This is a genomic window from Pseudarthrobacter sp. HLT1-7 (genome assembly GCF_059383435.1).
The window spans coordinates 274,798-299,334 of record NZ_JBWZCH010000001.1 but is presented as its reverse complement, the minus strand read 5'-3'; the positions used below and the strand labels follow the sequence as shown (position 1 = coordinate 299,334).

The window sequence follows — 24,537 nt, the reverse complement described above, 5'->3', positions numbered from 1 at the left end:
CGTGGACGTTTGCCATCAGCGGCCCGGAAAAGAAGCGTTTTTACTGACAGATCGCGCTAAAGTGTCTGTATGCCCAGGATTTCGGCCGCGAGCAACGCCGCCCAACGTGCCGAGACCCAGCACCGCATCCTGACCGCGTTCGGGGAGCTCCTCTTCACCCATGGTCTGCCCGGACTGACCATGACCGACGTCGCCCGGCACGCCAGGATCGGCCGCACGGCCGTCTACAACTACTACGCGGACATCGAAGAGCTCCTGATCGGTTACGCCCTCGACGAGACCGGGCGGTTCCTCCTGGACCTGCGCGAATCCCTGGACTCACTGGAAAACCCGGTGGAACGGCTGGCCCATTACGTCCGCACCCAAGTGGAGGACCTCAGCCGCCGGCACCTGCCGCCCGGCCCTGCCATGGGCGCCGTTCTCTCGCCGGCCTCCTTCGCGAAGCTGGCCGATCATGTGGGGGACCTCAATGTGCTCCTGCAGGGCATCCTCCGCGACGGCATTGCCCAGGGCTACCTGCCGGCGGCGGACGTCGGCCAGCTCGCGCAGCTCATCCACGGCACACTCGCCTCGAGTGCCGCCCGGGGCGACGGCGCAGGGCAAGGCACTGGGGCTGAGCCTGGGGCTGAGGCCGGGATCGAGGCGAGGATTGCGCGCACCGTGCGGTTCATCCAACTCGGCGCCGGTGCCTGGTTCGACGACGCCGGCCGGCCGGTGCGGATCGGCGCCTAGCCGCCGGCCGGCAGCCCGGACGGAAGCGCCGTCGGGATGACGGGCCACTTCGAGTCGTCGACTATCCGCCGGTCCTCGCGGGGGCAGCTGAGCTTGCCCGGTGTCTGGTCCACCAGTTCCGGCTTCGCCAGCTCCTTGTAGTCCCCGGTGAGGATGACGTCCACGCTCGGGTCGGTGCGGCCGTCCTGGAAATAGTCCGAGCCGGGCAGGTTGCGCTGGACGCTGAACGCCGCCGACTGGCCCGCGGCGCCGGAGACGACCAGCGCTACGCCGCGGTAGCTCGACGTCGTGTTGGCGACGGCCCCCACGACGAACTTACGCGCCGCAAACGCGTCCGCCACGGTCCGGGCCAGGCCCGGGCGGGAGGTGGAGTTGAAGACGTTGATGTTGATTTTTTCCGGTGGCGTGTAGTCGTAGGCGGCCTCCGGGCAAACGGACGAGGCCGAATTGCTCCGCTCCGCCGTCGGAATCTGGATCTGGCCGTTCATGATCGCCAGGGCTACCACGATGGCGGCGGCGATGAGCCCGACGAGCAGCACCAGGACCGCCCCGTGCAGGATGCGACGGCGCATACGGACGGGATTCTCCAGCCCCTCGTCCTCCACAAAGGTGTCCCGCAACTCAGAGCCCGTGATGACGTGGTGCCCGTGCAGGACGGTGATGTCCTTCGGCGATCTAGCCATTTATCACCAGGACGCGCGCGTGGATCGCCGTGCGCTGGTGCAGCGCGGTGCGGAGGGCACGGTGCAGTCCGTCCTCGAGGTACAGGACGCCGCGGAATTCCACTACATGCGGGAACAGGTCGCCGAAGAACGTGGAATCCTCGGCCAGCAGTGCTTCGAGGTCCAGGGTGCGCTTGGTAGTCACCAGCTCGTCCAGCCGGACCGGTCGCGGCGGCAGCGCCGCCCAGTCCTTGGGCGTCTTGAAACCATGGTCGGGGTAAGGGCGTCCCTCGCCCACGGCTTTGAATATCACCCTGCAAGCTTAAGGAACTTGGGCGGTCAAAGGAATCAAAGACCGCCGGCGGCGCGAGGTTGTAGCCAAACGGTAACCGTTTGTCATACGAATCACCGTCCCGCGTCACGGACAACACCCGTTGGCCGCCCCGGTCCACGGCACATGCAACGGGACGTGCCGGCTGAGAGGATAGGGGAATGACTGCTTCCGCGACCCCAGCCGCCCACCCGCCCTCGGCTCCCCGGCTGGCGCTGCTGCTCGACGTCGACGGGCCCATCGCGAGCCCGGTGACCCGTGAAGTGCAGCCGGCGATCATTGCGGACCTGCTAGCACTGGCCGCGGCCGGTATCCCCGTCATCTTCAACACCGGACGCTCGGACGCCTTCATCCGCGAGCAGGTGATGGAGCCGATGATCGCCGCGGGCATTCCGGCCGGAACTGTGATTGATGCCATCTGCGAAAAGGGCGCCGTCTGGTTCAGCTTCACCTCGCAAGGCCCCGGCCCCGTCCACGTGGACCGGGACCTCGCCATGCCGCGCGCCTTCGGCGACGACGTCCGCCGGCTCGTGGCCGAGGACTATTCCGCCCACATGTTCTTCGACGAAACCAAGCTGGCCATGGTCTCCGTGGAGCAGCACATCACCGTCGTAAACTCCGACTACCGGGCCGAACAGGAGCTTTTCGACGCCGATGCCATGGAACTGATGGCCCGGCACGGCCTGGGGGTGGTGCGGCTGGACCACCACGCCCCGGACTCCGACGACAGGGTGGACTACCGGGTGGACCCGACGATCATCTCTACGGACATCGAATCCGTCCGGCTCGGCAAGGACCTCGGCGCGAGCCGCGCCGTGGAACTGCTGGCGGCCCGCGGCATCACCCCGCAGGCGTGGCGCACCGTGGGCGACTCCCGCACCGACTACGCCATGGCCGACTGGCTGCACCACCACGATCACGCCGTGAAGCATATCGATGTCCGCCCGGCCGACGGGATTCCGGTAAAACCGTACGACGTTCTCACCGCGGAGGATCTGGGGCTGGGCGGGGACGTCATCCACGACGACGCCGGCGCGGCGTTCCTGCGCAGCTGGCGGGCCGCCCTCACCGGCTGAACGGGGCTGGTTCCGCCGGCACCGGCGGCGTTTCTTCGGCGTTTTTCGCGGCGATTTTAGGCTGGACGTTATCATGCAAGTAGGCACACACGCACGCACAGAAGCACGGAGAAACGACATTTCAGACGCACTGGTCCAGGATGAGATCTACTACGGCAGCCAGGCATCCGAGGATGCCCATGAGGAGGTCACGTCCGCGGCTGCCGTCGCCAGGTTCCGGGCCCGCCCGGACGTCGTCCGCCGGCGGGGCCGGTATGCGCTGATCAACGAAAACCGCACACCGTATCAGGCCATGGTCGAGGACCTGATGGTCATCCGTTCCGTGCTCGACGGCGCGTCGCTGGATTACCTCCTGGTCCGCGGCAACAACCACCGGCCGGTCATCGCCGTCGACTGGAAGGACCGGAAGGAACTCCGCGACGCGCTGGTGGAGGCCTGGCGCGATGAGCCTTTCTACTCCATGAGCGTCGATGCGAAGAAGAAGTCCGCCGTGCTGGTGGCCGATGGGGAGCTCTCCCCTAACCGCCAGGCCCGCATCTTCCGGCTGTACCGCCCGCGGGTCGAACCGGAGGGCGGTTTTGAGTTCGGCGCCTCCGCCGGCGTCCAGCTGGAGCTCTGGAGCTTCGAGGACGACCAGCTGATTCTCCCGATCGAAAACTCGCTGACCCGCCGGACCATGCTCGCCCAGGATGCCGTCCGCGGCACGGTGGAGCGGTACGGCCACACCTGGCCGACCATCGAGAACATGTTCGCGGACCACGCCAGTGACATCAGCTTCGACGTCGATCTGGTCTTCTCCTGGGTGGACGGCAGCTCCCCGGAGTACATCGCTGCGCGCCGCGCCCGCATGGCCGGCGTGGTGGTGGGCGAGGGCGACGACCACGAGGCCCGCTTCCGCCAGATCGACGAGCTCAAGTACGCGCTGCGCTCGGTGTACATGTTCGCGCCGTGGATCCGCCGGATCTTCATCGCCACGGACTCCCCCACCCCCTCCTGGCTCGCGGAACACCCGGGCGTCACGATTGTCCGCAGCAAGGAGTTCTTCGCGGACCCCTCCGTGCTGCCCACGCATAACTCCCAGGCTGTCGAGTGCCAGCTCCACCACATCGAGGGCCTCTCCGAGCATTTCTTGTATTCCAACGACGACATGTTCTTCGGGCGGGCCGTCGGACCGGACATGTTCTTCACCCCGGGAGGCATCACCAAGTTCATCGAGGCGAAAACTCGGATTGGACTTGGCGACAACGACGCCGAACGCAGCGGTTTTGAGAACGCCGCCAGGGTGAACCGCAAGCTGCTCTGGGACCGCTTCGGCCGGATCACCACACGGCATCTGGAGCACTCGGCCGCCCCGCTGCGACGCAGCGTTGTGGCGAGGATGGAACAGGAATTCCCGGCCGAGTTCGCCAAGACGGCCGCCAGTACCTTCCGTGCGGCGGACAACATCTCGGTGACCAACTCGTTCTACCACTACTACGCGTTGCTCACCGGCCGGGCCGTGACCCAGACGGCGGCTAAGGTGCGTTACGTGGACACCACGGCCCGGGCGGGCCTGAATTACCTGCCCAAGCTGCTCTCCAAGCGAAACATGGACTTCTTTTGCCTCAATGACGGCAGCTTCCCGGAGGTGCCGGCTGAGGAACGCGCCGGTCTGGTTACCGACTTCCTGGAGAAGTACTACCCCATCAAAGCGCCGTGGGAAAAGTAGGCGCGGACCGACAGTAGCCCGGGGCGGAGCAGCCCGGAGGGTGCGCGCTCCTAGGTGCTGGGGGTCATCCTGCGGTGGCCGGGTGACCTGGACGGGTCCTCGGTTCTGGCCTTGCCCGGGATACTGATCCCGGCGGCCGAGATGCGACGCTGGACTTCCTCGGCGGAAACAAGCTCTCCCACCGGAGGGGTGTCGCCCAGCAGGACCACGGAGTGCACGATCGTGTGCTCGTAGACATGGACGAGGTTGAACGCCTGGCCGCCGTCGCGTCCGCGGGTCCCGCCTACCGACACGTTCAGATCCTGGGTGTAACAGGTTGCTGACGCCACGGACACCGGGATGCCCGCGAAGCTCGCGGTGGTCGAGTAGTGCAGGTGCCCGCCCAGGATGGCGCGGACGTCGGAGTTCCGCAGGACGCCGGCCAAAGCCGCCTGGCCCCGGAGCTCAACGAGCACGGCGAGGTCCAGCACCGACGGCACCGGCGGATGGTGCAGGGCGAGGATGGTCCCGTCCGGTGCCGGGGTGGCCAGTTCCGCCGAGAGCCACTCGAGCTGCATATCGCTCAGTTCGCCGTGGTGGAATCCCGGTACGGAGGTGTCCAGCGTGATGATCCGCAGCCCGTTGATGAAGTAGCTGTGGTCCACCGGAGCATCGTCAGCCGGCTGATCCAGGAGCCCGGCGCGGAAGTTCGCCCGGTCGTCGTGGTTTCCCATCGCCCAGATGACCTTGGCACCCATGGCCTTGCACGCGGGATCGACGATGGCACGCAGCTTCGCGTACGCCTCCGGTTCGCCCCGGTCCGCGAGGTCACCGGTAAAAATCACGGCTTCGGGGCGCGCGCCGGAAGCCCGGACTTCGTCGAAGAGCTGCTGGAGAAGGGAGTCGCTGTCTACCACGCCATGCAGGGGTTGCGGACCACCCAGCAGGTGGGGGTCACTCAGGTGGAGTAGGAAATGACGTGGCCGGGGGTGTTCGGCCTCGATGAGCTCCATTGCTACCTTCTTGGTTGGGTGGAAGCGGTTGCCTCCAGTGTCCCTCTCAGTAATGTCTATCCAACCAGACATTCGGCCAACAATGCGCAAACTCCAGTAGGCATGTTTGAAAAAATGGCGCCAACGAGTAGTCCGGCGGACACATACTTGCCCCGGTATGGGTCCGCCGGAACGTGCATACTCGAGTACCGGGCGGCTAGCCCAGGTAGCCGTTCGGGTTTAGGACATACTTCGTGGCAGCGCCGGCATCAAATTCGGCGTAGCCCCTGGGAGCGTCCTCCAGGGTGATCGCCTTGGCGTTCACGTTCTTGGCGATGTTCACCCTGTCGTGCAGGATTGCCATCATCAGTCCGCGGTTGTATTTCATCACCGGACACTGTCCGGTCGTGAAGCTCAGCGACTTGGCCCAGCCGGTGCCGAGACTGATTGAGAGCGAGCCTTTCTTTGCGGCCTCATCCACGCCGCCCGGGTCCCCCGTGACATAGAGTCCGGGAATGCCGAGGGCGCCGCCGGCCGCGGCAACCTCCATAAGTGAGTTCAGCACGGTGGCCGGAGCCTCGTGGGCTCCCTCGCCGTGGCCCTTGGCCTCGAAGCCGACAGCGTCCACACCGCAATCCACTTCCGGGACGCCGAGTAACTGTTCGATCTGCTCGGCCGGTCCGCCCTTGGTCAGGTCCACCGTTTCGCAGCCGAAGCTCCGGGCCTGAGCCAGGCGGTCCGCGTTCATATCACCGACAATGACGACGGCGGCACCAAGCAACTGGGCGCTCGTGGCCGCGGCCAGCCCCACAGGGCCGGCACCGGCTACGTAGACGGTGGAGCCGACCCCCACCCCTGCCGTGACGGCGCCGTGGAAGCCCGTAGGGAAGATGTCAGACAGCATTGTCAGGTCCAACATCTTTTCCAGGGCCTGGTCTTTGTCCGGGAACTTCAACAGGTTCCAGTCCGCGTAGGGCACCAGGACATAGTTTGCCTGACCGCCGACCCAGCCGCCCATGTCGACGTAGCCGTAGGCGCTGCCGGGCCGGTCGGGATTGACGTTGAGGCAGATGCCGGTCTTGCGTTCTTTGCAGTTCCGGCAGCGGCCGCAGGCGATATTGAAGGGCACCGAGCAGATATCCCCCACCTTGATGAATTCGACGTCGGGTCCCACTTCGACCACCTCGCCAGTGATTTCGTGGCCGAGGACGAGGTCGGCGGGGGCCGTAGTGCGTCCGCGGACCATGTGCTGGTCAGAGCCGCAGATGTTGGTGGCAACGGTTTTGAGGATTACGCCATGGCGCACCGAACGGCCCACATTGGCGGGATTGACCCCCGGGCCGTCCTTGAGTTCGAAGCTGGGGTAGTCAATGTCGATGAGTTCGACCTTGCCCGGTCCCTTGTAGGCAACGGCTTTGTTCCCTGTCATCACTTTCCTCCTGGTTTCACGGACACCCAACCTGAGCGCCCAGTTGTGATTCACGAAGCGTTCTGATGCACCCCCGCAGGCCTACCTGGGCTGCCTGGCCGGCACGCACGAAGGCGTTGCTGCGCAGCGGGTATGCCCGGATCGTTCAGAGGGTTCGGTCATTCTAGGTCGGTAAGCAGGCTTAGGGGTAGGGCCGTTGGTCCCTTATGGTCTGGGAGCGAACTCTCAGCTGAGGGCGGACTGGATTGCCTCGATGACCTCCGGCGAGTCCGGCTCCACGGTGGGGGCGAAGCGGGCCACCACTTCGCCGTCGCCGTTGACCAGGAACTTCTCGAAGTTCCATTTCACCAGCCCCGGAAGGACGCTGTTCTTGAATTTGGTCAGCTCGGTGTAGAGCGGATGTTGGCCCTTGCCTCGGACATTGGCCTTGGCTGTGAGCGGGAACGTCACGCCGAAGTTGCGCTCGCAGAATTCGGCGATCTCGGAGTCGGAGCCAGGTTCCTGCCCGGCGAACTGGTTGCACGGAACCCCGAGCACCTGGAAGCCCTGTTCGCTGAACTTGTTGTAAAGGGCCTCAAGTCCGGCGTACTGGGACGTGAACCCGCATTGGGATGCCACGTTCACCACCAGTACAACCTCCCCCTCGAAGCGGCCGAAGTCAGTTTCCGTGCCGTCGATGAGGGTCAGGGGAATGGAATGCAGAGAAGTCATGGGAGGGTTCCTCGCGATGGTGGTGATGAAGGGCGTGCCCGGAGCGCTGCCCCGGAAATGGTCGCGCCTGTCATTCAGTACCAACGCACGCGGGTATGGGTTTGTGCCCCGGGCGGCGGGCGGCAAAGCATTGACCTGGTCAGGCCATTTGGATTGCCCCGCTACGGTAGCGGCCTCGCGGTGGGGGCAAGGGTCGCCACGGTTGCGACCGATTCGAGAGGATCCGGTGTGCGCTCCCCTGCCGGCCCCGACGGCGTGACGGTCTCCACGGGTGGTGCCGTGTCAGCGGGAAGCGTTCCTGCCGGGGCTGTCGCGGCCGGATTGGTCGCGGCCATCCGGGTTGGCGTCCGCGCCGGGGTGGGGGTCGGGGTGGCGCTGGGCGTCGGCGTAGGAGTGGGGGTGGCGCTGGGCGTCGGCGTCGGCCTCACGCTCGGCGTCGGGGTAGGGGTAGGGGTGGCGCTGGGCGTCGGCGTCACGCTCGGCGTCGGCGTCGGCGTCACGCTCGGCGTCGGCGTCGGCGTCACGCTCGGCGTCGGGGTAGGGGTGGCGCTCGGCGTCGGGGTGGAGGTGGGGGTGGCGCTGGGCGTCGGGGTGGAGGTGGGGGTGGCGCTGGGACTTGACGGGGCGCTGGGTGTCCTCGTCGCCGTCGGCGTGCCGGGCGTTGCGGGAATGGGCTTTTCCTGAACGCCGCCGGTCACTTCGTGATACAGGTTCTCGGAGACCGGAATGGCCCAGCCGAGGGTGGCGTTGGTGGCCTTGTCGGCGTCCGGGGCGTAGCTGGTCATCGAGATGGCGCCGAGCTCGTCGACCTGCCTGATGGGGAGCAGCTTCCAGCTGTGCGGGTCCTTGTGCGAGCCGTTCAGGATGGTCTCGAAATGCAGGTGGCAGCCCGTGGATGATCCTGTGGTTCCTATCCGGGCAATCACCTCGCCCACGCGCACCGAGTCGCCCTTCTTCACGGCGATCGCCTCGAGGTGGTTGTAGGTGGTGATGAGCCCGCTTCCGTGGTCGATTTCCACGCGGTTGCCGCCACCCCAGGGGTGCCAGCCGACCGCCCGCACCACTCCTGCGTCGGCCGAGTAGACGCGCGTTCCGCAGGCCGCAGCATAGTCCTGGCCCCAATGGAATTCCCCCGAGGATCCTGTCAGCGGGCTGGTACGCAGGCCGAAAGGGGACGATTCCTGCAGGCTCTCCAGCGGCGCCATGAGAGTGCCAAGTGCCGGGCGCTTCAGGCCGGCGGACGCCACATTGAGCTCGCCGCCGACGCCCTCTTTGGTGCTGGTCTCGACAGTGGACCGGTTAAAGGCCACGAGCGCCAGGGCGTCCGCGGTGAAGGCGGACGGAACCGCCGCCGCGACCGGCGCGGCCGGCAGCCCCGGGGCCAGCACGCTGGGACCCACCACGCCGGACGCCAGCGATGCGTTGGTCGCCACCTGGGCCGAGGTGCCTGCGATCCCCTGGACCCCGAACGTCAGGACCGCCAAGGACAGGCAAAATCCGCCAGATAGGCAGCGCACGGCGATAGTCCGCACCCTGACTGTTTGCTCACTCGATGAGTTTCCCCAGTGTTTTCCCACGATGTGACTCCTGCGTTCTGTCCGCCAGACCCCAATCTTCGCGGACTCACCTTCCTATGGGAACACAGGAGACCAGGTCTGTGAACCGTCAACAACACTCTTTGCGGGGCCAATCCCGGTTCCGGGCGGGCTTCCGTCCCGACCCCAGTGGCGGGGCCAGTAGTCGCCGTCGCCGAAGTAGGTGTTGGGCGGGGCAGAGCTGGGTAACAATGGAGTATGCACAATGTCCTCAGGGAATGGCAGGCCGAACTCAAACAAACCTTCAGCGGGACCAGGGATGCAGTTCCGGAGTGGGTGCCCCTGCTCGCCGAGGGTGACGACGCCGGCTACCACCTACCCGGTTCTGCCGTCTGGGCCGTGCACGGGGACATGCCCACCATCGTCGCGGGCATCCGGGCACTGCTGATGCAGGCGCTCCACCCGGCCGCACTGGCCGGCGTGCATGACCACTCCCGCTTCCGTGAAGACCCTTTGGGGCGTCTGGCCGGGACGATCCGCTGGATCTTCACGGTGTCGTACGGGTCGACGGCCGCGGCCCAGGCAGCCTCCGACTGGGTGCTGCGGCTGCACGAATCAGTACGCGGAAGCTACGTGGACGGCCACGGCACCGCCCGTAGCTATACGGCCAACGACCCCGAGCTGCTCCGCTGGGTCCACATCGCCTTTACCGATGCTTTCGTCTCCGCCCACAAACTCTGGGGACGGCCCATCCCGGGAGGACCGGACGCCTACGTCCGCGAGTGGGCCCAGGCCGGGAAGCTGATGGGCTTAGACGCAGCACCTCTCAGCGAAGCCGAGATGCGGCGGGAGCTGGATCGCTGGTACAACAACGGCGAGCTGCGCTCCGATGAAAGGGTCGCCGAGACGGTCGCGTTCATCCGGAACCCGCCGTTGCATCCCGTGCTCAGGCCGGGCTACCGGGTGCTGTTTGCCGCGGCCGTGACCAGCCTCGAGCCCAAGTACCGCGAACTTCTGGGCCTCCGGACCCCCCGACTGGGTCCTTTCCCTCTGCCGGTGAGGCTGGCCGCCAAGGTGGCCCTCGGCATTGTCCATCTTGGCCTGGGACGGGTGGGCCCGAGCGAGCAGGCCGCCCGGGACCGGCTGCGGCGGCTGGGGCATCGGGCCTGAGCCCACTTAAGCCGGAGACCCGGGTGCCGCCTGTCGGGGAACGCAAAAAGGCCCCGATCCTAGGGATCGGGGCCAACCGCGGAGAATGGGGGATTTGAACCCCCGAGGGCGTGAACCCAACACGCGTTCCAGGCGTGCGCCATAGGCCGCTAGGCGAATTCTCCAGTAGCTTCTGAATCAAAAGCAGATACTAGAGTATCTGAACTTACCGGCATCGCCCAATTGAGCCCACCTCCGCAGCCATGGGACATGCCCCGCCCTCAGCCCAGGCGATGGACACAGCCCCACATGCCCACTCCCCGCCGCGAAGAATGGGCATGTCCCATGGGGTACCCCGGGGCCGCGGCGCCCGATTCGGGGCACGCTCAAACGTCGGGTAAACTTACTGACGGCCCCTCATGTGGCGTCATCCTGTTGAACTCCCCCAGGACCGGAAGGTAGCAAGGGTAAATGGGCTCTGGCGGGTGCATGGGGGGTCTTTTATGTCTGTGCCGATTGGTAGGGTTAAATCTGTGACTGTTACTACCGCTCTCTACCGAAGATACCGCCCCGATTCGTTCGCGGACGTTATCGGGCAGGAACACGTCACCGAGCCGCTGATGACGGCCCTGCGCAAGAACCGGGTCAATCATGCCTATCTCTTTTCCGGCCCGCGCGGCTGCGGAAAAACCACCTCCGCCCGCATACTGGCCCGCTGCCTGAACTGCGCCGAAGGCCCGACAGACACCCCCTGCGGCAAGTGCCCCAGCTGTATCGAACTCGCCCGCGGCGGATCCGGCTCGCTCGATGTCATCGAGATCGACGCCGCCAGCCACGGCGGTGTGGACGACGCCCGCGACCTGCGCGAGCGGGCCACCTATGCCCCGGTCCGCGACCGCTACAAGATCTTCATCATTGACGAAGCGCACATGGTCACCTCGGCCGGCTTCAACGCCCTGCTCAAGATCGTCGAAGAGCCGCCGGAACACATCAAATTCATCTTTGCCACCACGGAGCCGGACAAGGTCATCGGCACCATCCGTTCCCGCACCCACCACTACCCCTTCCGGCTGGTCCCGCCGGAACCGCTCATGGCCTACCTTGAGCTGCTCAGCAGCCAGGAGAACGTCCCTGTGGCGCCCGGCGTGCTGTCGCTGGTCATCCGCGCCGGCGGTGGATCCGTCCGCGATTCGCTGTCCGTCCTTGACCAGCTCATGGCCGGCGCCGGCCCGGCGGGCCTCGACTACGAGCTTGCCGTCGCTCTTCTGGGCTACACCCACGCCTCGCTGCTTGACGACGTGGTGGACGCCGTCGCGGCCTCCGACGCCGCGACTGTATTCCGCGCGGTGGACCGTGTCGTCCAGACCGGCCATGACCCCCGCCGCTTCGTGGAGGACCTGCTCGAGCGTTTCCGCGACCTGATCATCGTCCAGGCCATGCCGGAGAGCGCGCAGTCGATCCTCCGCGGCATGCCGGCAGACCAGATCGCGCGGCTGCAGAACCAGGCCCATAATCTGGGCGCCGCCGAGCTGTCCCGCGCGGCGGACGTCACGAACACCGCCCTCACCGAGATGACCGGGGCCACCTCCCCGAGGCTGCACCTCGAGCTGCTGTGTGCCCGCATCCTGCTTCCCTCCTCCGAGCAGACCGAGCGCGGCATTGCTGCCCGGATCGACCGGGTGGAACGCCGCCTGAACTACGCCGGGAACGACGTCGGACATCCCGCCGCCGCTGCCCCCGCACCGGCACCTGTCGCTTTGGCGCCTTCCGCACCCGCTGTTCCCGCACCAACACGACCGGCTCCGGCGGCAGCCACGCCGGCTCCGGAGCCCGCACCCGTGGCCACGGCGGCGCCGGCGTCAACGGAGCGCGTCGAAGAGGCCCGCGAACCGCTGACGGCCCCACGTGTCAGCACCGGCGACTGGCCCGTCGACGAACCCGTTGCAGCCAATCGCGGTACCGCCGGACATGCGCCGGCAGCCCAACCTCCAGCAGCCCGGGCGCCGGCAACCCACGCTCCGGCAACTCCGGATTACACGCCGGCCCAGTCAGCGCCGGCCGGTCCCCCGCCGTCCGCCCCTGCCCAACCCTCGGCCGGTGCCGGGGCCGACGTCGAGGTCCTCCGCCGGGCCTGGCCTGAGATCCTGCAGGCGCTGACCAAGATCAAGCGGAGCACCTGGGCGCTCGTTGAGCCCAACGCGCAGGTTGGCCACTTCGAAGACCATGTCCTGACGCTCGCGTTCACCACTTCTGGTCTGGCCGGCGCGTTCGGCCGGGCCGATCACGCCGAGAACCTGCGTCAGGCCATCCACCAGGCCATCGGCATCGAGTGCCAGATCAACGCCGTCGCCGGCGGCACCAACAGCGCAGCGAGCTCTGAACCAAACCCAAAAGCACCCGTTAGCCGGGACGTCCCGGTTACGTCCACCGATGCTGACTGGGGCCTGAGCCCCGCCGCCGGGCAGGACCCTACCGAGGCGGGCACCGTCCCGGAACCCGCGGCTTCACCGGCGGCACCCTTCGCACCGGTCGGCTCGAGCCCGATGCCAGCGCCGGCGCAGGTGCCAGTGCCGTCACCGGTGCCGGTTTCCCCGGCGCCCGCCCCGCCCGCACCGGATACCGGGCAACCGGTTTCCCACGAACAGACTCCGGCCGCCACAGCCCTGCAGCAGCCAACTCAGCCCGTCGAGCCTGCGGGGGCCCACGCCTACCCCGACGACGACTGGGGTCCGCCGCGGGATGAGGACGCCCCGCCGCTGGACGAGGAACCGCCCCTGGACTGGGATCCCTCGGCCCCCGTCGCGCCGCGGCCCGCCCAACCTGCGGCTGCTCCAGCCCGGAAGAAGGCTGCCGCCCCCGCCCCTGCCGCCGCATCCTCGGCCACGGCTCCCCACCCGCAGGCGCCCGACACCGCCGACGATCCGTGGGCCCGCGCCGTCGAACAGGCTCCCGGAATCTGGACCATCGGCACGGAGTCGAACGTCGGGCACCACCCGCCGAAAGAAACCGCGGCCCCGGAACTCTCGCGTGAGCCGGAGCCGCCGCACTACGAGCCCGCGGCAGCCCAGATCCCGCAATATGCCGCAGCAGTGTCGGCTTCCGCCGTCTATGAGCCTGCAGTCTCCCCGTCGAACGGTTGGGAAGACTCCGCGCAACTGGTGCAGGTTGGTGCCGCCAGCGCCGCCGCCTCTGTGGCGTCCGCCGGCGCGCCACCGATGGCCGCGCCCGCCGCGCCGGCAACTGCGGCGCCCGCTTCTGCCCCTGAGTCAATCGCGGCGGACCGTCAAAGCCTGTACCAGCGGCTGTCCAACAGCCCGGAGGCCGAGGCCGGGCGCGCCAAGGCTCCGGCCCGTGCCGCAAGCACCACCTATGTCCAGGACATCCCCAGCGCGGATGACCAAACGATCGAGGAATCGGGAGTTTTCGGACGTGCCGCCGTCGAGCGTATTCTGGGCGGAAAACTGGTGGAAGAGCGCTCCCTGGACGGAAGCCCGCTGCAGCCTCGCCTCTAGCCAGCCCGCAGGGCACCACGCCCGCAACCATCCCAACCGAACGAGGACATTGTGTACGAAGGTGCAGTTCAAGAGCTGATCGACGAGCTCGGACGCCTTCCCGGAGTCGGGCCCAAGTCCGCCCAGCGGCTGGCTTTCCACATCCTCGAGGCGGATCCGCAGGACATGAAACGGCTCGCAGATGCCATCACCACGGTGAAGGAAAAGGTCAAGTTCTGCACGGCCTGCGGCAACGTCACCGAGCAGGAACTGTGCAACATCTGCCGCGACCCCCGCCGGGACCCGTCGATCATCTGCGTCGTCGAGGAATCCAAGGACGTCCTCGCGGTGGAGCGCACCCGCTCGTTCCGCGGCCGGTACCACGTGCTCGGCGGCGCGATTAACCCGATCGCCGGCATCGGCCCCGAACAGCTGCGGATCCGCGAACTGCTCACCCGGCTCAACGACGGCGCCATCCAGGAAATCATCCTCGCCACCGACCCCAACCTCGAGGGCGAGGCCACGGCCACCTACCTCGCACGGATGCTCAAGTCGATCGGGATCGCCGTCACCCGGCTGGCGTCCGGCCTGCCCGTGGGCGGAGACCTCGAATACGCCGACGAGGTGACTCTCGGCCGCGCCTTCGAAGGCCGCCGCAACGCCCTGAGCTGAGCCGCACGGACTGTGGTGATGGAAACTTGCGCCGCGATCCGCACCGGCCGGCTGCTGTTGTGCCAGCTGTAGGCCGACGACGCCGACGCGTTCCTTCGCTTCCGAGGCCGCCCGACGCCACGCGGTATCTCCCACGAACCACTAGCCGTCTGGCTGTTCTCCGAAGACGGCGATCGACCGGTCTTGCCGGCGTCCACCCGGCCCACCGGCCCTCAGCTCGGAGCAGCCTCGCGCCGTCGGGCTGACGCGTCCCCTCCGATCAGGAAGATCCCCGCCAGCATTCCCTGAACCACCAGGCCGCTCAGGGCCAACGGGACCTGCAGACCGGATTCTCCCAACGGCTTCGCTTCAAGACATAGGACATGCCGGCCTTCGGCAGCGGCCTGGAGTTCACCTGGCAACCAGCCGAGGAAGTCCGGCTGAGAAGATGCCTCGCCGGCCAGCAGCGCAAAGATAATCGCCGGGTTCGAACCCGCCAGCCAGACTATCCGCTCGGTGTGGAACACCTCGGTCATCCCCGAGAACTCGGGCGAACATTCAAAGTACACCACCCGCCCCAAGTCATTGCGCTCGATATTGATGACCACCAGGGCCGGCTCGTACGCCCGCACCGCCGGGAGCAGCGCGACCACCGCCACCACGTTTCCCAGCAAAAGGAACGCCACAACGGCACAGGCGGCAGTTCGCGCGACGCCGGGCCGGAACCAGGCAGCGGCGCCGGCACCGATGCCGCCGAATACCGCGAACCCCATCACCATGACGGCCCCGGCAACAGCCGCTACTTCCACCGGCCCACCGGATGCGAGGGCCAGGACCAGCAGAAATACGAAGGCCGCCACGGAGAACACGACGCCCCGTGACGCAGCCGCGAACCAGTTGCGTAAAGGGCCACCGCCCCTGACCGGCTCGGACCCCGGCTCCGAATCCGGGAGGCCAGTAGCCCCGCCGCGCAAACCGAGACCCCACCGCACCCCCACCAAGGCGGCCACCAAGGTCAACGTTGCCGCGGTCAGAATGTACGCCCACCGGTGAAAGTCGCCCTGCAAATCGCCGCCTGTGACCTGCCCGAAGACCAGCAGCATGCCCGCACCCCAAGACAACAGCAATACCGCTACCATCATCAGCCAGAACCTCAGCGTGAGCACGGCCCGCAGGCAGTCCAGAACGGCCGCCCGGAACGCGAGGGACGCGCGACCGGCGGCCAGGCGTGGCCCGCCGTCCTGGTCGTCGCCGCTCTGCCATTCGCCTGCACCGTGCAAACCGTCACGGGCGGTCCCGGCGCCGATCAGCTCATATCCAAGCTCGTCCTCGTCCTCGTCCACCGTTTGAGCCTCCAACCCCGTGGACATGCCCAGCACCGGCGCCCGCGGATGGACGTACCGGCCATATGACCAATCCTGATCCGCGGGGGCGGGCATGTCCAGGGGTGATGGGCGGGCTGTCTGCCATTCGGTCACAATTCAGCGGCGGGGCGGTCCCGGCGATAAACTGGGCTGAGAAGTTACGCCGTCGCGCCGTTTGGTTGCTTGGCCCAGAACCCCGATGATCCAGTGAGGGTGCGCGCATGAGTCTGCCCACTACCGAAGTCCAGCCCGGACCGCAGCCGCAGGAGCTGCCCGTCGCCTCGACCGCCACCAAGCACCTGGTGGTGAAGAAGTTCGGCGGTTCCTCGGTCGCGGACGCGGAGGGCATCAAGCGCGTCGCCAGGCGCGTCGTGGATGCCCAGAACGCCGGCGACGAAGTGGTGGTGGTCGTCTCGGCCATGGGTGACACCACCGACGAACTCCTCGACCTCGCCGCGCAGGTGACCGACTCGGCGCCGGCCCGGGAAATGGACATGCTCCTTTCCGCCGGCGAGCGGATCTCGATGGCGCTGCTGGCCATGGCCATCAACAAGTTCGGCGCCTCGGCCCAGTCCTTCACCGGCTCCCAGGCCGGCATGATCACCGACGGGATCCACGGCAAGGCCCGGATCATCGACGTCGACCCGCACCGCATCCGCACCGCCCTCGACAAAGGCCACATCGCAATCGTCGCCGGGTTCCAGGGCATGAGCCGCAACACCCACGAGGTCACCACGCTGGGCCGCGGCGGCTCGGACACGACGGCGGTGGCGCTGGCCGCCGCCCTCGACGCCGACGTCTGCGAGATTTTCACCGACGTGGACGGCATCTACACCGCCGATCCGCGCGTCGTCCCGTCTGCCCGCAAAATCGATCGCATCTCCAGCGAGGAGATGCTGGAACTCGCGGCGTCCGGAGCCAAGATCCTGCACCTGCGCTGCGTCGAGTACGCGCGCCGCTTTGGGATGCCGCTGCACGTCCGTTCCTCATTCAGCCACAACGAAGGCACCTGGGTCCTGCCCGGCGCCGACGACAAGATCACCACCCAAGAGGGAGTTGCCTTGGAGCAGCCAATCATCTCCGGCGTTGCACACGACCGTTCCGAGGCCAAGGTCACGGTCGTCGGAGTTCCGGATATCCCCGGCAAGGCTGCAGCGATCTTCCAGGTCATAGCGGATGCGCACTCGAACATCGACATGATCGTCCAGAATGTCTCCACTCACGGCACCGGCAGGACCGACATCTCCTTCACCCTGCCGATCGTCGAAGGTGCCGAAGCCTTGGCCGCCCTCCACTCCGCCCAGGACCGGATAGGCTTCGAGAGCATCGAATACAACGAGAAGATCGGCAAACTGTCCCTGATCGGCGCCGGAATGCGCTCCCACCCGGGCGTCTCGGCACGCTTCTTCGCGGCTCTTTCCGCCGCAGGGATCAACATCAACATGATCTCCACCTCGGAGATCCGCATCTCCGTCGTCACACACGCTGATCTGCTGGACGACGCCGTGCGCGCCATCCACAAGGCCTTCGATCTGGACAGCGAAGACGACGCAACGGTCTATGGCGGCACCGGGCGCTGACCCGCGGAATCACAGCCATTGGACGACGAAAGGAGCGGCGCGCGCCGCTCCTTTCGTCGAACCGGCAGTGGTCAGACCTCTTCTTTCCAGAGATCTTCCCTGCGAACAGCGTAGTGATGCCCGCTCGAGTCGCTTTCGACCTCGAACGATGACAATTCCTGTTCCGAAGCGAGCTCGAAATCATCGTGCCGGTGAATAACGGGCGCCTTGGTGTCACCCCGGGTCGCGGGTCCAAACAGGAGCCTCGCCCTGTCGGTCACCCTCATGAAGCCGCCGATTGTATGTGCCACAATTCCCACCCCTCTCCTGCCCTCGGGTTAAGCGGGACCGATGCGGCCCGATGCGCCTAAAGACGACCGAGCCGGTGCCCCTATTTTACGCCCGACGGCGCGAAAAGGCTTGGCTAACCCAGATGGACATTTCTGCATGAATCCCGTGGCTTGTGGGCACCCCACCGGCCTGGGCGGTGCCCACAAAGGCGCGTGTGCTGCCTAGCGGAGGGATTTATCCTCGGGGTTCCGGGGTACCACGTACGTGCTGCCGTCGGGCCGGTGCAGGGTCTCCCACTGCTGGGTCTCGGCCTGGCGCTGCGCCAGCAGCTGCCTGTTCTGCTCTGTCATCTCGTGGCCGAGGGGGCCGCGGTTGGCCGGGCCGAAGATCATCCGGAGCTTGCCGGTTGCCCGCATGAACCGCTGGGAGGCGTTTTCCTTTGCCATCGCTATCCACTCCTAAGTACGAGATGTTAGCAAGAGTGTACAGTAATTATTAGTGCACTAACTATCTGAGGAGGCTCCTGTGACGGATGTAACGGATGTGACGGTTGCGACCGAAGTAACCCAGGACGACCTCCTGCTCGAACACCAGCTCTGCTTCGCCCTCACCGTGGCGTCCCGGAGCGTGGTGGGCGCGTACAAGCCCGTGCTTGATGAGCTCGGCCTGACCCACCCGCAATACCTCGTGATGCTGTGCCTCTGGGAATCAAGTCCCCGCTCCGTTAGGGACATCAGCGGGGCACTGGCCCAGGAGCCGGCGACCATCTCGCCGCTGCTGCGCCGGCTTGAGACGGCCGGTTTGATCACCCGCAAGCGGATGGAGGGCAACGAACGCGCCCTGGCCGTGCGCCTGACTCCGCGGGGGGCCGCGCTCCGGGAGCAGGCGACGTCGGTCCCTGGCACCATGATGGCCAGGCTCGGCCTGACCCGGGAACAAGCCGGACAGTTGCATGCGTCCATGACTGACCTGATCGCAGCCACAAAGACCGCCGCCGGGGACGCTCCCCGGCGGTAGACTGGGCGAAACAGAGGAGGACTGCTGATGCGCAAGAAACTGAGCCACGCGGCGCTCGTTCTGGTGGCGGTGGCCGGATTGGCCGCCTGCACCCAAGGCGGCGGAACCACGCCGTCGCCCGGCCCGTCAAGTACGTCCGGCAGCCCCGCGCCGGCGAGCACCGGCCCCGGCCCCTCTTCCTCCGCAACCACCCCGCCGGACACCGAGACCACGGCCCCGGCACCCTCCCCGTCCGCCGCACCGGTGACATCCGGCCCGGGCCCGGGCAACGCCGAACTCGCCATCATGGTCAAGCCCTCCGAGACCGGGGCCGCCTCGAACTTCACGCTCGTCTGCCAGAACGGCGTGGCCGCGGACGAAAGCCAGCACCCCAGCGCCGCCGCGGCGTGCACCGCGCTGAAGAACAACGCAGCGCTGCTCAGCCCCGCCCCGCGGGCGAAAGACCAGGCCTGCACCCAGCAGTACGGCGGCCCGCAACAGGCAACTGTCACCGGCATCGTAGACGGTACATCGGTGGAGGCGGGCTTCAGCCTGAAAGACGGCTGCGAAATCGCCGCCTGGAACGCAGCCAGGGACGTCCTGGGCTCCACCGGCGGAGCTGTCTAAGCTGCTGCACCTCCCGCAGGAGGACTGGCTCCCCCGTCAGGCCGACTACCAGCAACGCGTCCGGCACTACTCGGATCCCTACCTTGCCCGGCGGTCGGCCGGCCGCAAGCACCCGGTGGAGGACTTCCTCTTCACCTACTACACGCAGAAACCCGGCCAGTTGCTGCGCTGGCACCCGGGCGCCGGCGTCGTGCTTTCCGGCCCTGCCGTGGCCGAGCGGGCCGGCTGGAAGTATTACCGCGCACCCGACGGCGGCGAACTCGCCGCCGCGGGGCTACCGGCGGGCACCGCGGCCGTGACCGTCAACGTCGACGCGTTCCTGCGGGACCGCCGGGACGCATTGCAGTTCGCCGGGATCATCCTCAGCGGGACCGCCGCGCGGCCTGCCCAGTTCGGCTGCTTCGGGCTGCACGAATGGGCCATGGTCTACCGGCAGGACAAGTTCAAGCTGCGCCACGAGTACCTGCGGCTGCGGCTTGGTTCCGGACGCACGGATCAGGTGGTCGAGGAGAACCGGATCCGCTGCTCGCACTTCGACGCTTACCGCTTCTACACTCCGGACGCCGAGCCGCTGAACAGCCTCGCGCCGAGCCGCGAGAACCAGCGGACCATGGAACAGCCCGGTTGCCTCCACGCCAACATGGACCTGTACAAGTGGGCCTACAAACTTGCGCCGCTGCTGCCGAGCGGACTGGTGATGGACTGCTTTGAACTCTCTTGGCGGATCCGGGCCATGGATATGCAGGCCTCGCCCTATGACCTGGAAGAGTGGGGTTATCCGGCCATCAGGATCGAGACGCCTGACGGCAAGGCCGAATACGTTCAATACCAGCGGGCCTTCGCGGCCGAATCCCAGGAGCTGCGGGCGCGGCTGCTGCAGGAGCTGACGCCGCTGCTGCAGTCAATGAGCCAAGCCCCGGCCCCCTCGCATGCCCTCGACAGCAAGGACGGACAGCAATGACAGCTCACCGCAATCAGATCGACCTCGCCATCCGCCTGACGGAGGCCCCGGGAGGCCCCGAGTACACGTTCCGGCTGAGGGCCGTCGACGGCGCTCTCTCCGCAGGCTGCACCCTGCCCGATTCTGCTGCCGCCCTCGAGGCCGTGCGGCGCTTTGGAGAAGACGTCTTTTTCCCCAAGCCCGGGCCCCCGAAGATGTGCACGCAGCAGTACGGCGGCCCGCAGGTGGCCGTGGTGACCGGCCGGTTCCAGGGGCGCGAAGTACACAGCGAATTCAGCCGCACGGACGGCTGCGAGATCGCACGCTGGCGGGCGATGGCACCGCTGCTCGGCGGGACTGCGGGATCCACCGGCGCAATCTAGGCCAACCGGTGTGAGGACCATGTCGGGCCGACCGGACGGGCCCGGCAACCGCTCGCTGCGGCACTCTTAAACGGCGAAGGCCGGCGGTGGAAACCGCCGGCCTTCGCCGTTGCTAGGGTGCCGCCTGGCGGCTAGATGGCGTTGTTGGAGCGCTTAGGTTCCTCATTCTGGAGCTTGCCCTTCTCCTGCTTCACCTTCTTGCCTTTGTCCATCTTGTCCTTCTTGTCCTTGCCATCGTGGCTGGTGTCACCGCTGTCGCCCGGCCCCGCATTGCTGTCCTGGTCCTCGGACGTCGGCGGAACCACCACGGCGCCTGCCGGGGTCACCAGCACGCTGACGAACGTCGGCTCACTGGCGCCGGCGAATGTGACCCGGCCGACATAGGAACCCACGGCGAGACCTTTCCAGTTCAGCGTGACCTTGCCGGCAGTGCCGTTGGCGAGGCGCAGCGGGTTCGGGGTCAGCGTCGCATTGCCGACGTTGGGAACCAGGACGGACGAATCCACGCTGGCCTTGGTGGGCTGCCCGGTCGGGTTGGCGTACAGGTTGACGAAGATCCGGTATGTTCCCGGCGCCGGGTTGGGGATGGAGAGCGACTCGCTCGCTGACGAGGTGGCGACCTGGATCAGCTGGTTGGCGGGATTCACCACGAACATGTCGAAGTCGGCATTCGGGTCCGCGGACAAGACCGAGAATTTCGCCAGCGGGCTGCCGGCCGGAACCTCGACCGTCTTGGCGTAGTTCGAGGCGTTGGTCGCCCCCGGAATCGCCTCGCCCGGGACCAGCTCGATGGCGGAGGAATCCGCCTTGGAGAGACCGTCCAGGATCATGCTGATCGGGTTATTGCTGCCCGAGACGAGCTTGATATCGCCGGAGCCCGTGCCGCCCTCGGAGGTGAAGGCGACATCCGGGGCCGCCACGACCGACTGCGGACGGACCGCGATCGGGGAGGCGACGTTCTTGTTGGCACCCTGCCAGGTCAGTGAACCCATCGCGAACTTACCCAAAGCAGCACTCTGGTTTTCGAAGGACACCTTGAACGTCTTCTTCTCGCCGGCTGCGCCGAACGTCAGAATGGACGGGCTCACAGTGACCTTGACGCCGGGAAGGTCGGTCTTGACCCGGTAAGTGCCCGGGGTCAGCGCCGTCAGTGTCCGGGTGACCTCGATCTTGCCGGTCAGGTTGCCCAGCGCGAAGGACGGCACATTCATGTCGCGGGGCTTGGTGGTGGCCAGACCCGGGATACCCACGTCGATGCCGGTGCCCTGGATGAACGCCAGGTAATCGTCGTTGCTGGCGTCGTAGACCAGGCCCGGATCCAGCACGCGGGCCGGATCCACCTGGCCTGCGCCGGTGGCGAAGACATCCTTGTCCTTGCTGCCGTTGGCGAGTTTGACGTCGCTCGCGGTGGTCATCATGGCTGATTTCACGACGGCGGGGGACCAGTTGGGGTTTTTGCCCAGGATGAGCGCACCGAAGCCGGCCACGTGCGGGGCGGCCATGGAGGTACCGGACAGGAAGCCGAAGTTGTCCCCGCCCGCACCGATCGGCGAGACGCCGGCAAGGACGGCAACACCGGGAGCAGCAACATCGGGCTTGAGCAGGTCAGATCCGGCCGCCAGAAGCGGTCCGCGGGAAGAGAATCCGGCGATCTGCGGCTGGGCCTCGGCGGCCAGGCCCGTGGTGTCCTTGTTGACCAGAGAGACCGTGATGGCGGGGTTGGCGGTCACCTTGGCCTTGATGGCCTCGGTGGCCGGCGGGTTCACGTGGACGCTCGGCACGGCGTGCTTGTCCGCGTCCAGCGAGGAGTTGGTGACGTTCACCAGGATCATTCCCACGCCGCCGCCGCGCTTGACTTCAGTGCTCTTGGCGACGCGGTCAATAACGCCGCGGTCACAGACCACTACCTTGCCGGCAACTTTTGCGGGGTCCAGGCTGCCCGGAGCGCAGAGGACAGCGCTCGCATTTCCGGCCGTGGCGGCCGCGCTGGCAGCCAGCACAACGCCGGCGTTGGCGACCGTACGGTTCATGATGCTGGCGCCGCGGTACTTGGTGCCGTCCGAGAACTCGACGGTGCCCTGGAGTTCCTGGGAGAAGCTGCTCGCGGCCACCGTGGTGAGCCACGGGGCACCGTGGTTGACGGTGCTCGCCGTCGGGCCCGAATTACCGGCCGAGGCGGCGACGAAGATGCCTGCCGAGGCGGCCGACAGGAACGCCATGGACACCGGGTCCGTGGTGGTGGTGGTGGAACCGGAGATGGAGTAGTTCAGGACGTCGACGCCGTCCTGGATGGCCTGGTCGATGGCCGCAACAGAGGAGGAGCTGTAGCAGCCGCCCGTGTTGGGGTTCGCGTCCTCCCAGCAGACTTTGTAGACGGAGAGCTTGGCGGCCGGGGCGATCCCGCTGGTCAGGCCAAAGCTGCGGCCGTCAACAAACGTTTCCACATTGGCGTTTCCGGCCGCGGTGCTGGCCGTGTGCGTGCCGTGGCTGGCGACGTCGATCGGGGAGATCTGTTCCTGCGGTGCAGGGGTCGCGAAGTCCAGGAAGTCATCGGCGAAGTAGTGCGCGGCGAGGACCTTGGAGTTACACGCGGAGCCGTCGAAGGCCGCGCCGGTGCCTGTGCCCTTCTGGCACTCACCGATGAAGGTGTCGCCGTCGGACTTGAGCATCGCGATCTTGCGGCCAGCCGTGCGGTACGGGACGCCGACGATGGGATTGCCCACGAGGGGCTTGACCTCTTCCCCGGCGAAGAAGGCGCTTCCCGGGGTGTAGCCGGTGTCGATGACGCCGACGACGACGCCCTTGCCGGCTCCGGCCTGGCCACCGAATTTCGTGTTCCAGGTGCCGTTGGCGCCGCTGAGTTTGAGGAAGTCGGTGCTGGAGTAGTCCGGAGCGTTCTCCGTATCGGGGGCAACTACCAGGACACCGGGGTTCTTGGCGAGCTTGATGGCCTGGTCCGACGTCAGATTTGCGCTGAAACCGTTGACCGCCGATGTGAACTGGCGCTTGATCTGGACATTCTGCTGGCCGGCAACTTCGGCCTGCTTCCGCTCGAGGTGCGCCTCGTACTGCTGGACTTCAGGCTTGGCGGTGTCCAGCTTCTTGCCCGACTCCGGTTTGGTGGCTGAGAGCCCCGCGGTTCCGCCGTCGTAGGTGGCCGACGGCTTTTCCGCCAGGACAACGATGTAACGGCCGTCCTTGTAGCTGTTCGGATCCAGATTCTTCTGCGCCGGCGTCTTCTGCGCGACTCCGGCGATGGACGGTCCCTGCGCGGGCGCCGCCGTGGCGGGGGCTATGGCGACCGTTGACAAGAGAACCGGCAGGCCCAGGGTCAGTGCCGCGGCCCTCCGGAGTCCCCCGCTTCGAAGGAAGCTCTTTCCTGGTGATTTCACGTGTGGTTGAACCTTTCATAAGGAACGGTCCCAGCGTGGTTGCCGGGTTCAATTGACTGGCGGGGCGGAATGAGCGGTGGCTCGCACTGCACCGACGGATACCAGCCGATTCAAACAGTACAGACTGAGAGCCAGATATGACATAGAACACAAGGGCAATTTAGAATTTGTCACACAATTCGACAGGCTGCCCGGGCGTGCACCCGGGGTCGCGGGAATTCCGCCGGGCCGGGCGGCCGTCAACGTGCCCTGCCGCCGTTGCCGTGCTGCTATTGCCGCGGGGTCCGGACCACTTCGCTGATCCAGGCGCGGGTCTTCTCATCGAGGGGTCCGGCCACGTTCGTTTCCCTCGCCGCACGGTCCGCCCTGATCTTCTGCAGTACCATCCGGCCGAGGCCCGCAAAGACGGCTGCAGCGACGACGGGCAACAGCACGGATTTTGATTTCTCAGACATGGGCACATCCTACTGACCGTCCACTGCGGAAACCATAGCCCGCGCCGGTGCCCGCGACGTGTGACAGCTCCCGCCACCCGGCCG

22 protein-coding genes, 1 tRNA gene and 1 other RNA gene are annotated in these 24,537 nt (G+C 66.8%); 12 read left to right on the top strand and 12 right to left on the bottom strand.

The genetic code is table 11. The annotated features are described in order from the left end of the window. The first annotated feature begins 69 nt into the window (after positions 1-69). Positions 70-732, top strand: a complete 663-nt coding sequence (locus AC50X6_RS01435) for a TetR/AcrR family transcriptional regulator (protein ID WP_494964540.1) — start codon at positions 70-72, stop codon at positions 730-732. Here the strand turns inward: AC50X6_RS01435 and AC50X6_RS01430 are convergent. Beyond that, positions 729-1,415 carry a LytR C-terminal domain-containing protein gene (locus AC50X6_RS01430; RefSeq protein ID WP_494964539.1) on the bottom strand — a complete coding sequence of 229 codons (687 nt, stop codon included), beginning with the start codon at positions 1,413-1,415 and terminating at the stop codon, positions 729-731. The two genes, AC50X6_RS01435 and AC50X6_RS01430, sit on opposite strands and share 4 nt — an antisense overlap. Continuing rightward, the gene (locus AC50X6_RS01425; RefSeq protein ID WP_494964538.1) at positions 1,408-1,707 is read right to left on the bottom strand and encodes a type II toxin-antitoxin system VapB family antitoxin; all 300 of its coding nucleotides are present in this window, start codon (positions 1,705-1,707) and stop codon (positions 1,408-1,410) included. Before AC50X6_RS01425 ends, AC50X6_RS01430 begins: the two co-directional genes overlap by 8 nt. Positions 1,708-1,886: 179 nt before the next feature. Between AC50X6_RS01425 and AC50X6_RS01420 the strand changes: the two genes are divergently transcribed. After that, positions 1,887-2,801, top strand: coding sequence for a hypothetical protein (locus tag AC50X6_RS01420; RefSeq protein ID WP_494964537.1), 915 nt, complete (start codon positions 1,887-1,889; stop codon positions 2,799-2,801). A 73-nt stretch (positions 2,802-2,874) separates the two neighbouring features. After that, on the top strand, positions 2,875-4,509 hold the full coding sequence (locus AC50X6_RS01415) for a stealth family protein (protein WP_494964536.1): 1,635 nt from the start codon (positions 2,875-2,877) through the stop codon (positions 4,507-4,509). Positions 4,510-4,559: 50 nt separating this feature from the next. Here AC50X6_RS01415 and AC50X6_RS01410 read toward each other — a convergent pair whose 3' ends face one another. The 4 genes from AC50X6_RS01410 to AC50X6_RS01395 form a co-directional block, all read right to left on the bottom strand. After that, a complete protein-coding gene (locus AC50X6_RS01410) occupies positions 4,560-5,501 on the bottom strand; it encodes a phosphodiesterase (protein WP_494964535.1) in 942 nt (313 codons plus the stop codon). Between the two features lie 196 nt (positions 5,502-5,697). After that, on the bottom strand, positions 5,698-6,909 hold the full coding sequence (gene fdhA / locus AC50X6_RS01405) for a formaldehyde dehydrogenase, glutathione-independent (RefSeq protein WP_494964534.1): 1,212 nt from the start codon (positions 6,907-6,909) through the stop codon (positions 5,698-5,700). 225 nt (positions 6,910-7,134) lie between these two features. Further along, entirely contained in the window at positions 7,135-7,620 is a 486-nt protein-coding gene (locus AC50X6_RS01400; protein WP_494964533.1) for a glutathione peroxidase, read from the bottom strand. A gap of 161 nt (positions 7,621-7,781) precedes the next feature. After that, the gene (locus AC50X6_RS01395; RefSeq protein WP_494964532.1) at positions 7,782-9,137 is read right to left on the bottom strand and encodes a M23 family metallopeptidase; all 1,356 of its coding nucleotides are present in this window, start codon (positions 9,135-9,137) and stop codon (positions 7,782-7,784) included. A 276-nt stretch (positions 9,138-9,413) separates the two neighbouring features. Here AC50X6_RS01395 and AC50X6_RS01390 point away from each other — a divergent pair, with 276 nt between their 5' ends. Then, positions 9,414-10,325 carry an oxygenase MpaB family protein gene (locus tag AC50X6_RS01390; protein ID WP_494964531.1) on the top strand — a complete coding sequence of 304 codons (912 nt, stop codon included), beginning with the start codon at positions 9,414-9,416 and terminating at the stop codon, positions 10,323-10,325. 79 nt (positions 10,326-10,404) lie between these two features. Here the strand turns inward: AC50X6_RS01390 and AC50X6_RS01385 are convergent. After that, positions 10,405-10,489 (bottom strand) — tRNA-Ser (locus AC50X6_RS01385). Positions 10,490-10,712: 223 nt separating this feature from the next. Between AC50X6_RS01385 and ffs the strand changes: the two genes are divergently transcribed. The 3 genes from ffs (at position 10,713) to recR (ending at position 14,467) form a co-directional block, all read left to right on the top strand. After that, an RNA gene (gene ffs / locus AC50X6_RS01380) (signal recognition particle sRNA small type) lies at positions 10,713-10,809 on the top strand. Then, positions 10,808-13,816 (top strand): DNA polymerase III subunit gamma and tau, encoded by a 3,009-nt coding sequence (locus tag AC50X6_RS01375; protein ID WP_494964530.1) that lies wholly within the window; start codon positions 10,808-10,810, stop codon positions 13,814-13,816. Before ffs ends, AC50X6_RS01375 begins: the two co-directional genes overlap by 2 nt. A 51-nt stretch (positions 13,817-13,867) precedes the next feature. Continuing rightward, positions 13,868-14,467: a recombination mediator RecR gene (recR, locus tag AC50X6_RS01370; protein ID WP_494964529.1), complete on the top strand. Its 600-nt coding sequence runs from the start codon at positions 13,868-13,870 to the stop codon at positions 14,465-14,467. 212 nt (positions 14,468-14,679) lie between these two features. Here the strand turns inward: recR and AC50X6_RS01365 are convergent, their stop codons facing one another. Next, positions 14,680-15,816 (bottom strand): hypothetical protein, encoded by a 1,137-nt coding sequence (locus tag AC50X6_RS01365; RefSeq protein WP_494964528.1) that lies wholly within the window; start codon positions 15,814-15,816, stop codon positions 14,680-14,682. Positions 15,817-16,031: 215 nt separating this feature from the next. Between AC50X6_RS01365 and AC50X6_RS01360 the strand changes: the two genes are divergently transcribed. Beyond that, positions 16,032-17,390 carry an aspartate kinase gene (locus AC50X6_RS01360; RefSeq protein ID WP_494964527.1) on the top strand — a complete coding sequence of 453 codons (1,359 nt, stop codon included), beginning with the start codon at positions 16,032-16,034 and terminating at the stop codon, positions 17,388-17,390. Between the two features lie 71 nt (positions 17,391-17,461). Here the strand turns inward: AC50X6_RS01360 and AC50X6_RS01355 are convergent, their stop codons facing one another. Both AC50X6_RS01355 and AC50X6_RS01350 read right to left on the bottom strand, forming a co-directional pair. Continuing rightward, positions 17,462-17,656, bottom strand: coding sequence for a hypothetical protein (locus tag AC50X6_RS01355; protein WP_494964673.1), 195 nt, complete (start codon positions 17,654-17,656; stop codon positions 17,462-17,464). A 225-nt stretch (positions 17,657-17,881) separates the two neighbouring features. Further along, complete coding sequence (locus tag AC50X6_RS01350) at positions 17,882-18,106, bottom strand: hypothetical protein (RefSeq protein ID WP_494964526.1); 225 nt, start codon at positions 18,104-18,106, stop codon at positions 17,882-17,884. A 79-nt stretch (positions 18,107-18,185) separates the two neighbouring features. Between AC50X6_RS01350 and AC50X6_RS01345 the strand changes: the two genes are divergently transcribed. Genes AC50X6_RS01345 through AC50X6_RS01330 form a run of 4 tightly spaced genes read left to right on the top strand, consistent with a single transcriptional unit; the run spans position 18,186 to position 20,606 of the window. Beyond that, entirely contained in the window at positions 18,186-18,677 is a 492-nt protein-coding gene (locus AC50X6_RS01345; RefSeq protein WP_494964525.1) for a MarR family winged helix-turn-helix transcriptional regulator, read from the top strand. A 27-nt stretch (positions 18,678-18,704) separates the two neighbouring features. Further along, positions 18,705-19,283 (top strand): serine protease inhibitor, encoded by a 579-nt coding sequence (locus AC50X6_RS01340; protein ID WP_494964524.1) that lies wholly within the window; start codon positions 18,705-18,707, stop codon positions 19,281-19,283. After that, complete coding sequence (locus AC50X6_RS01335; RefSeq protein ID WP_494964672.1) at positions 19,276-20,244, top strand: 3-methyladenine DNA glycosylase; 969 nt, start codon at positions 19,276-19,278, stop codon at positions 20,242-20,244. The genes AC50X6_RS01340 and AC50X6_RS01335 overlap by 8 nt, the downstream gene beginning before the upstream one ends. Continuing rightward, positions 20,241-20,606: a serine protease inhibitor gene (locus AC50X6_RS01330; protein WP_494964523.1), complete on the top strand. Its 366-nt coding sequence runs from the start codon at positions 20,241-20,243 to the stop codon at positions 20,604-20,606. The genes AC50X6_RS01335 and AC50X6_RS01330 overlap by 4 nt, the downstream gene beginning before the upstream one ends. Before the next feature lie 131 nt (positions 20,607-20,737). On the opposite strand, the gene AC50X6_RS01325 is transcribed toward AC50X6_RS01330, so the two are convergent. After that, positions 20,738-23,998 carry a S8 family serine peptidase gene (locus AC50X6_RS01325; protein WP_494964522.1) on the bottom strand — a complete coding sequence of 1,087 codons (3,261 nt, stop codon included), beginning with the start codon at positions 23,996-23,998 and terminating at the stop codon, positions 20,738-20,740. Between the two features lie 269 nt (positions 23,999-24,267). Further along, a complete protein-coding gene (locus tag AC50X6_RS01320; RefSeq protein ID WP_494964521.1) occupies positions 24,268-24,453 on the bottom strand; it encodes a hypothetical protein in 186 nt (61 codons plus the stop codon). Positions 24,454-24,537 lie beyond the last annotated feature (84 nt).

Excerpts from the sequence above, each read along its gene's own strand:
- AC50X6_RS01430 (WP_494964539.1), bottom strand. The coding sequence starts at position 1,415 with ATGGCTAGATCGCCGAAGGACATCACCGTCCTGCACGGGCACCACGTC.
- AC50X6_RS01375 (WP_494964530.1), top strand. The coding sequence starts at position 10,808 with ATGTCTGTGCCGATTGGTAGGGTTAAATCTGTGACTGTTACTACCGCT.
- AC50X6_RS01415 (WP_494964536.1), top strand. The coding sequence starts at position 2,875 with ATGCAAGTAGGCACACACGCACGCACAGAAGCACGGAGAAACGACATT.
- AC50X6_RS01390 (WP_494964531.1), top strand. The coding sequence starts at position 9,414 with ATGCACAATGTCCTCAGGGAATGGCAGGCCGAACTCAAACAAACCTTC.
- AC50X6_RS01400 (WP_494964533.1), bottom strand. The coding sequence starts at position 7,620 with ATGACTTCTCTGCATTCCATTCCCCTGACCCTCATCGACGGCACGGAA.
- AC50X6_RS01320 (WP_494964521.1), bottom strand. The coding sequence starts at position 24,453 with ATGTCTGAGAAATCAAAATCCGTGCTGTTGCCCGTCGTCGCTGCAGCC.
- AC50X6_RS01365 (WP_494964528.1), bottom strand. The coding sequence starts at position 15,816 with ATGTCCACGGGGTTGGAGGCTCAAACGGTGGACGAGGACGAGGACGAG.
- fdhA (WP_494964534.1), bottom strand. The coding sequence starts at position 6,909 with ATGACAGGGAACAAAGCCGTTGCCTACAAGGGACCGGGCAAGGTCGAA.
- AC50X6_RS01360 (WP_494964527.1), top strand. The coding sequence starts at position 16,032 with ATGAGTCTGCCCACTACCGAAGTCCAGCCCGGACCGCAGCCGCAGGAG.
- AC50X6_RS01435 (WP_494964540.1), top strand. The coding sequence starts at position 70 with ATGCCCAGGATTTCGGCCGCGAGCAACGCCGCCCAACGTGCCGAGACC.
- AC50X6_RS01410 (WP_494964535.1), bottom strand. The coding sequence starts at position 5,501 with ATGGAGCTCATCGAGGCCGAACACCCCCGGCCACGTCATTTCCTACTC.
- AC50X6_RS01420 (WP_494964537.1), top strand. The coding sequence starts at position 1,887 with ATGACTGCTTCCGCGACCCCAGCCGCCCACCCGCCCTCGGCTCCCCGG.
- AC50X6_RS01355 (WP_494964673.1), bottom strand. The coding sequence starts at position 17,656 with ATGAGGGTGACCGACAGGGCGAGGCTCCTGTTTGGACCCGCGACCCGG.
- AC50X6_RS01330 (WP_494964523.1), top strand. The coding sequence starts at position 20,241 with ATGACAGCTCACCGCAATCAGATCGACCTCGCCATCCGCCTGACGGAG.
- AC50X6_RS01340 (WP_494964524.1), top strand. The coding sequence starts at position 18,705 with ATGCGCAAGAAACTGAGCCACGCGGCGCTCGTTCTGGTGGCGGTGGCC.
- AC50X6_RS01350 (WP_494964526.1), bottom strand. The coding sequence starts at position 18,106 with ATGGCAAAGGAAAACGCCTCCCAGCGGTTCATGCGGGCAACCGGCAAG.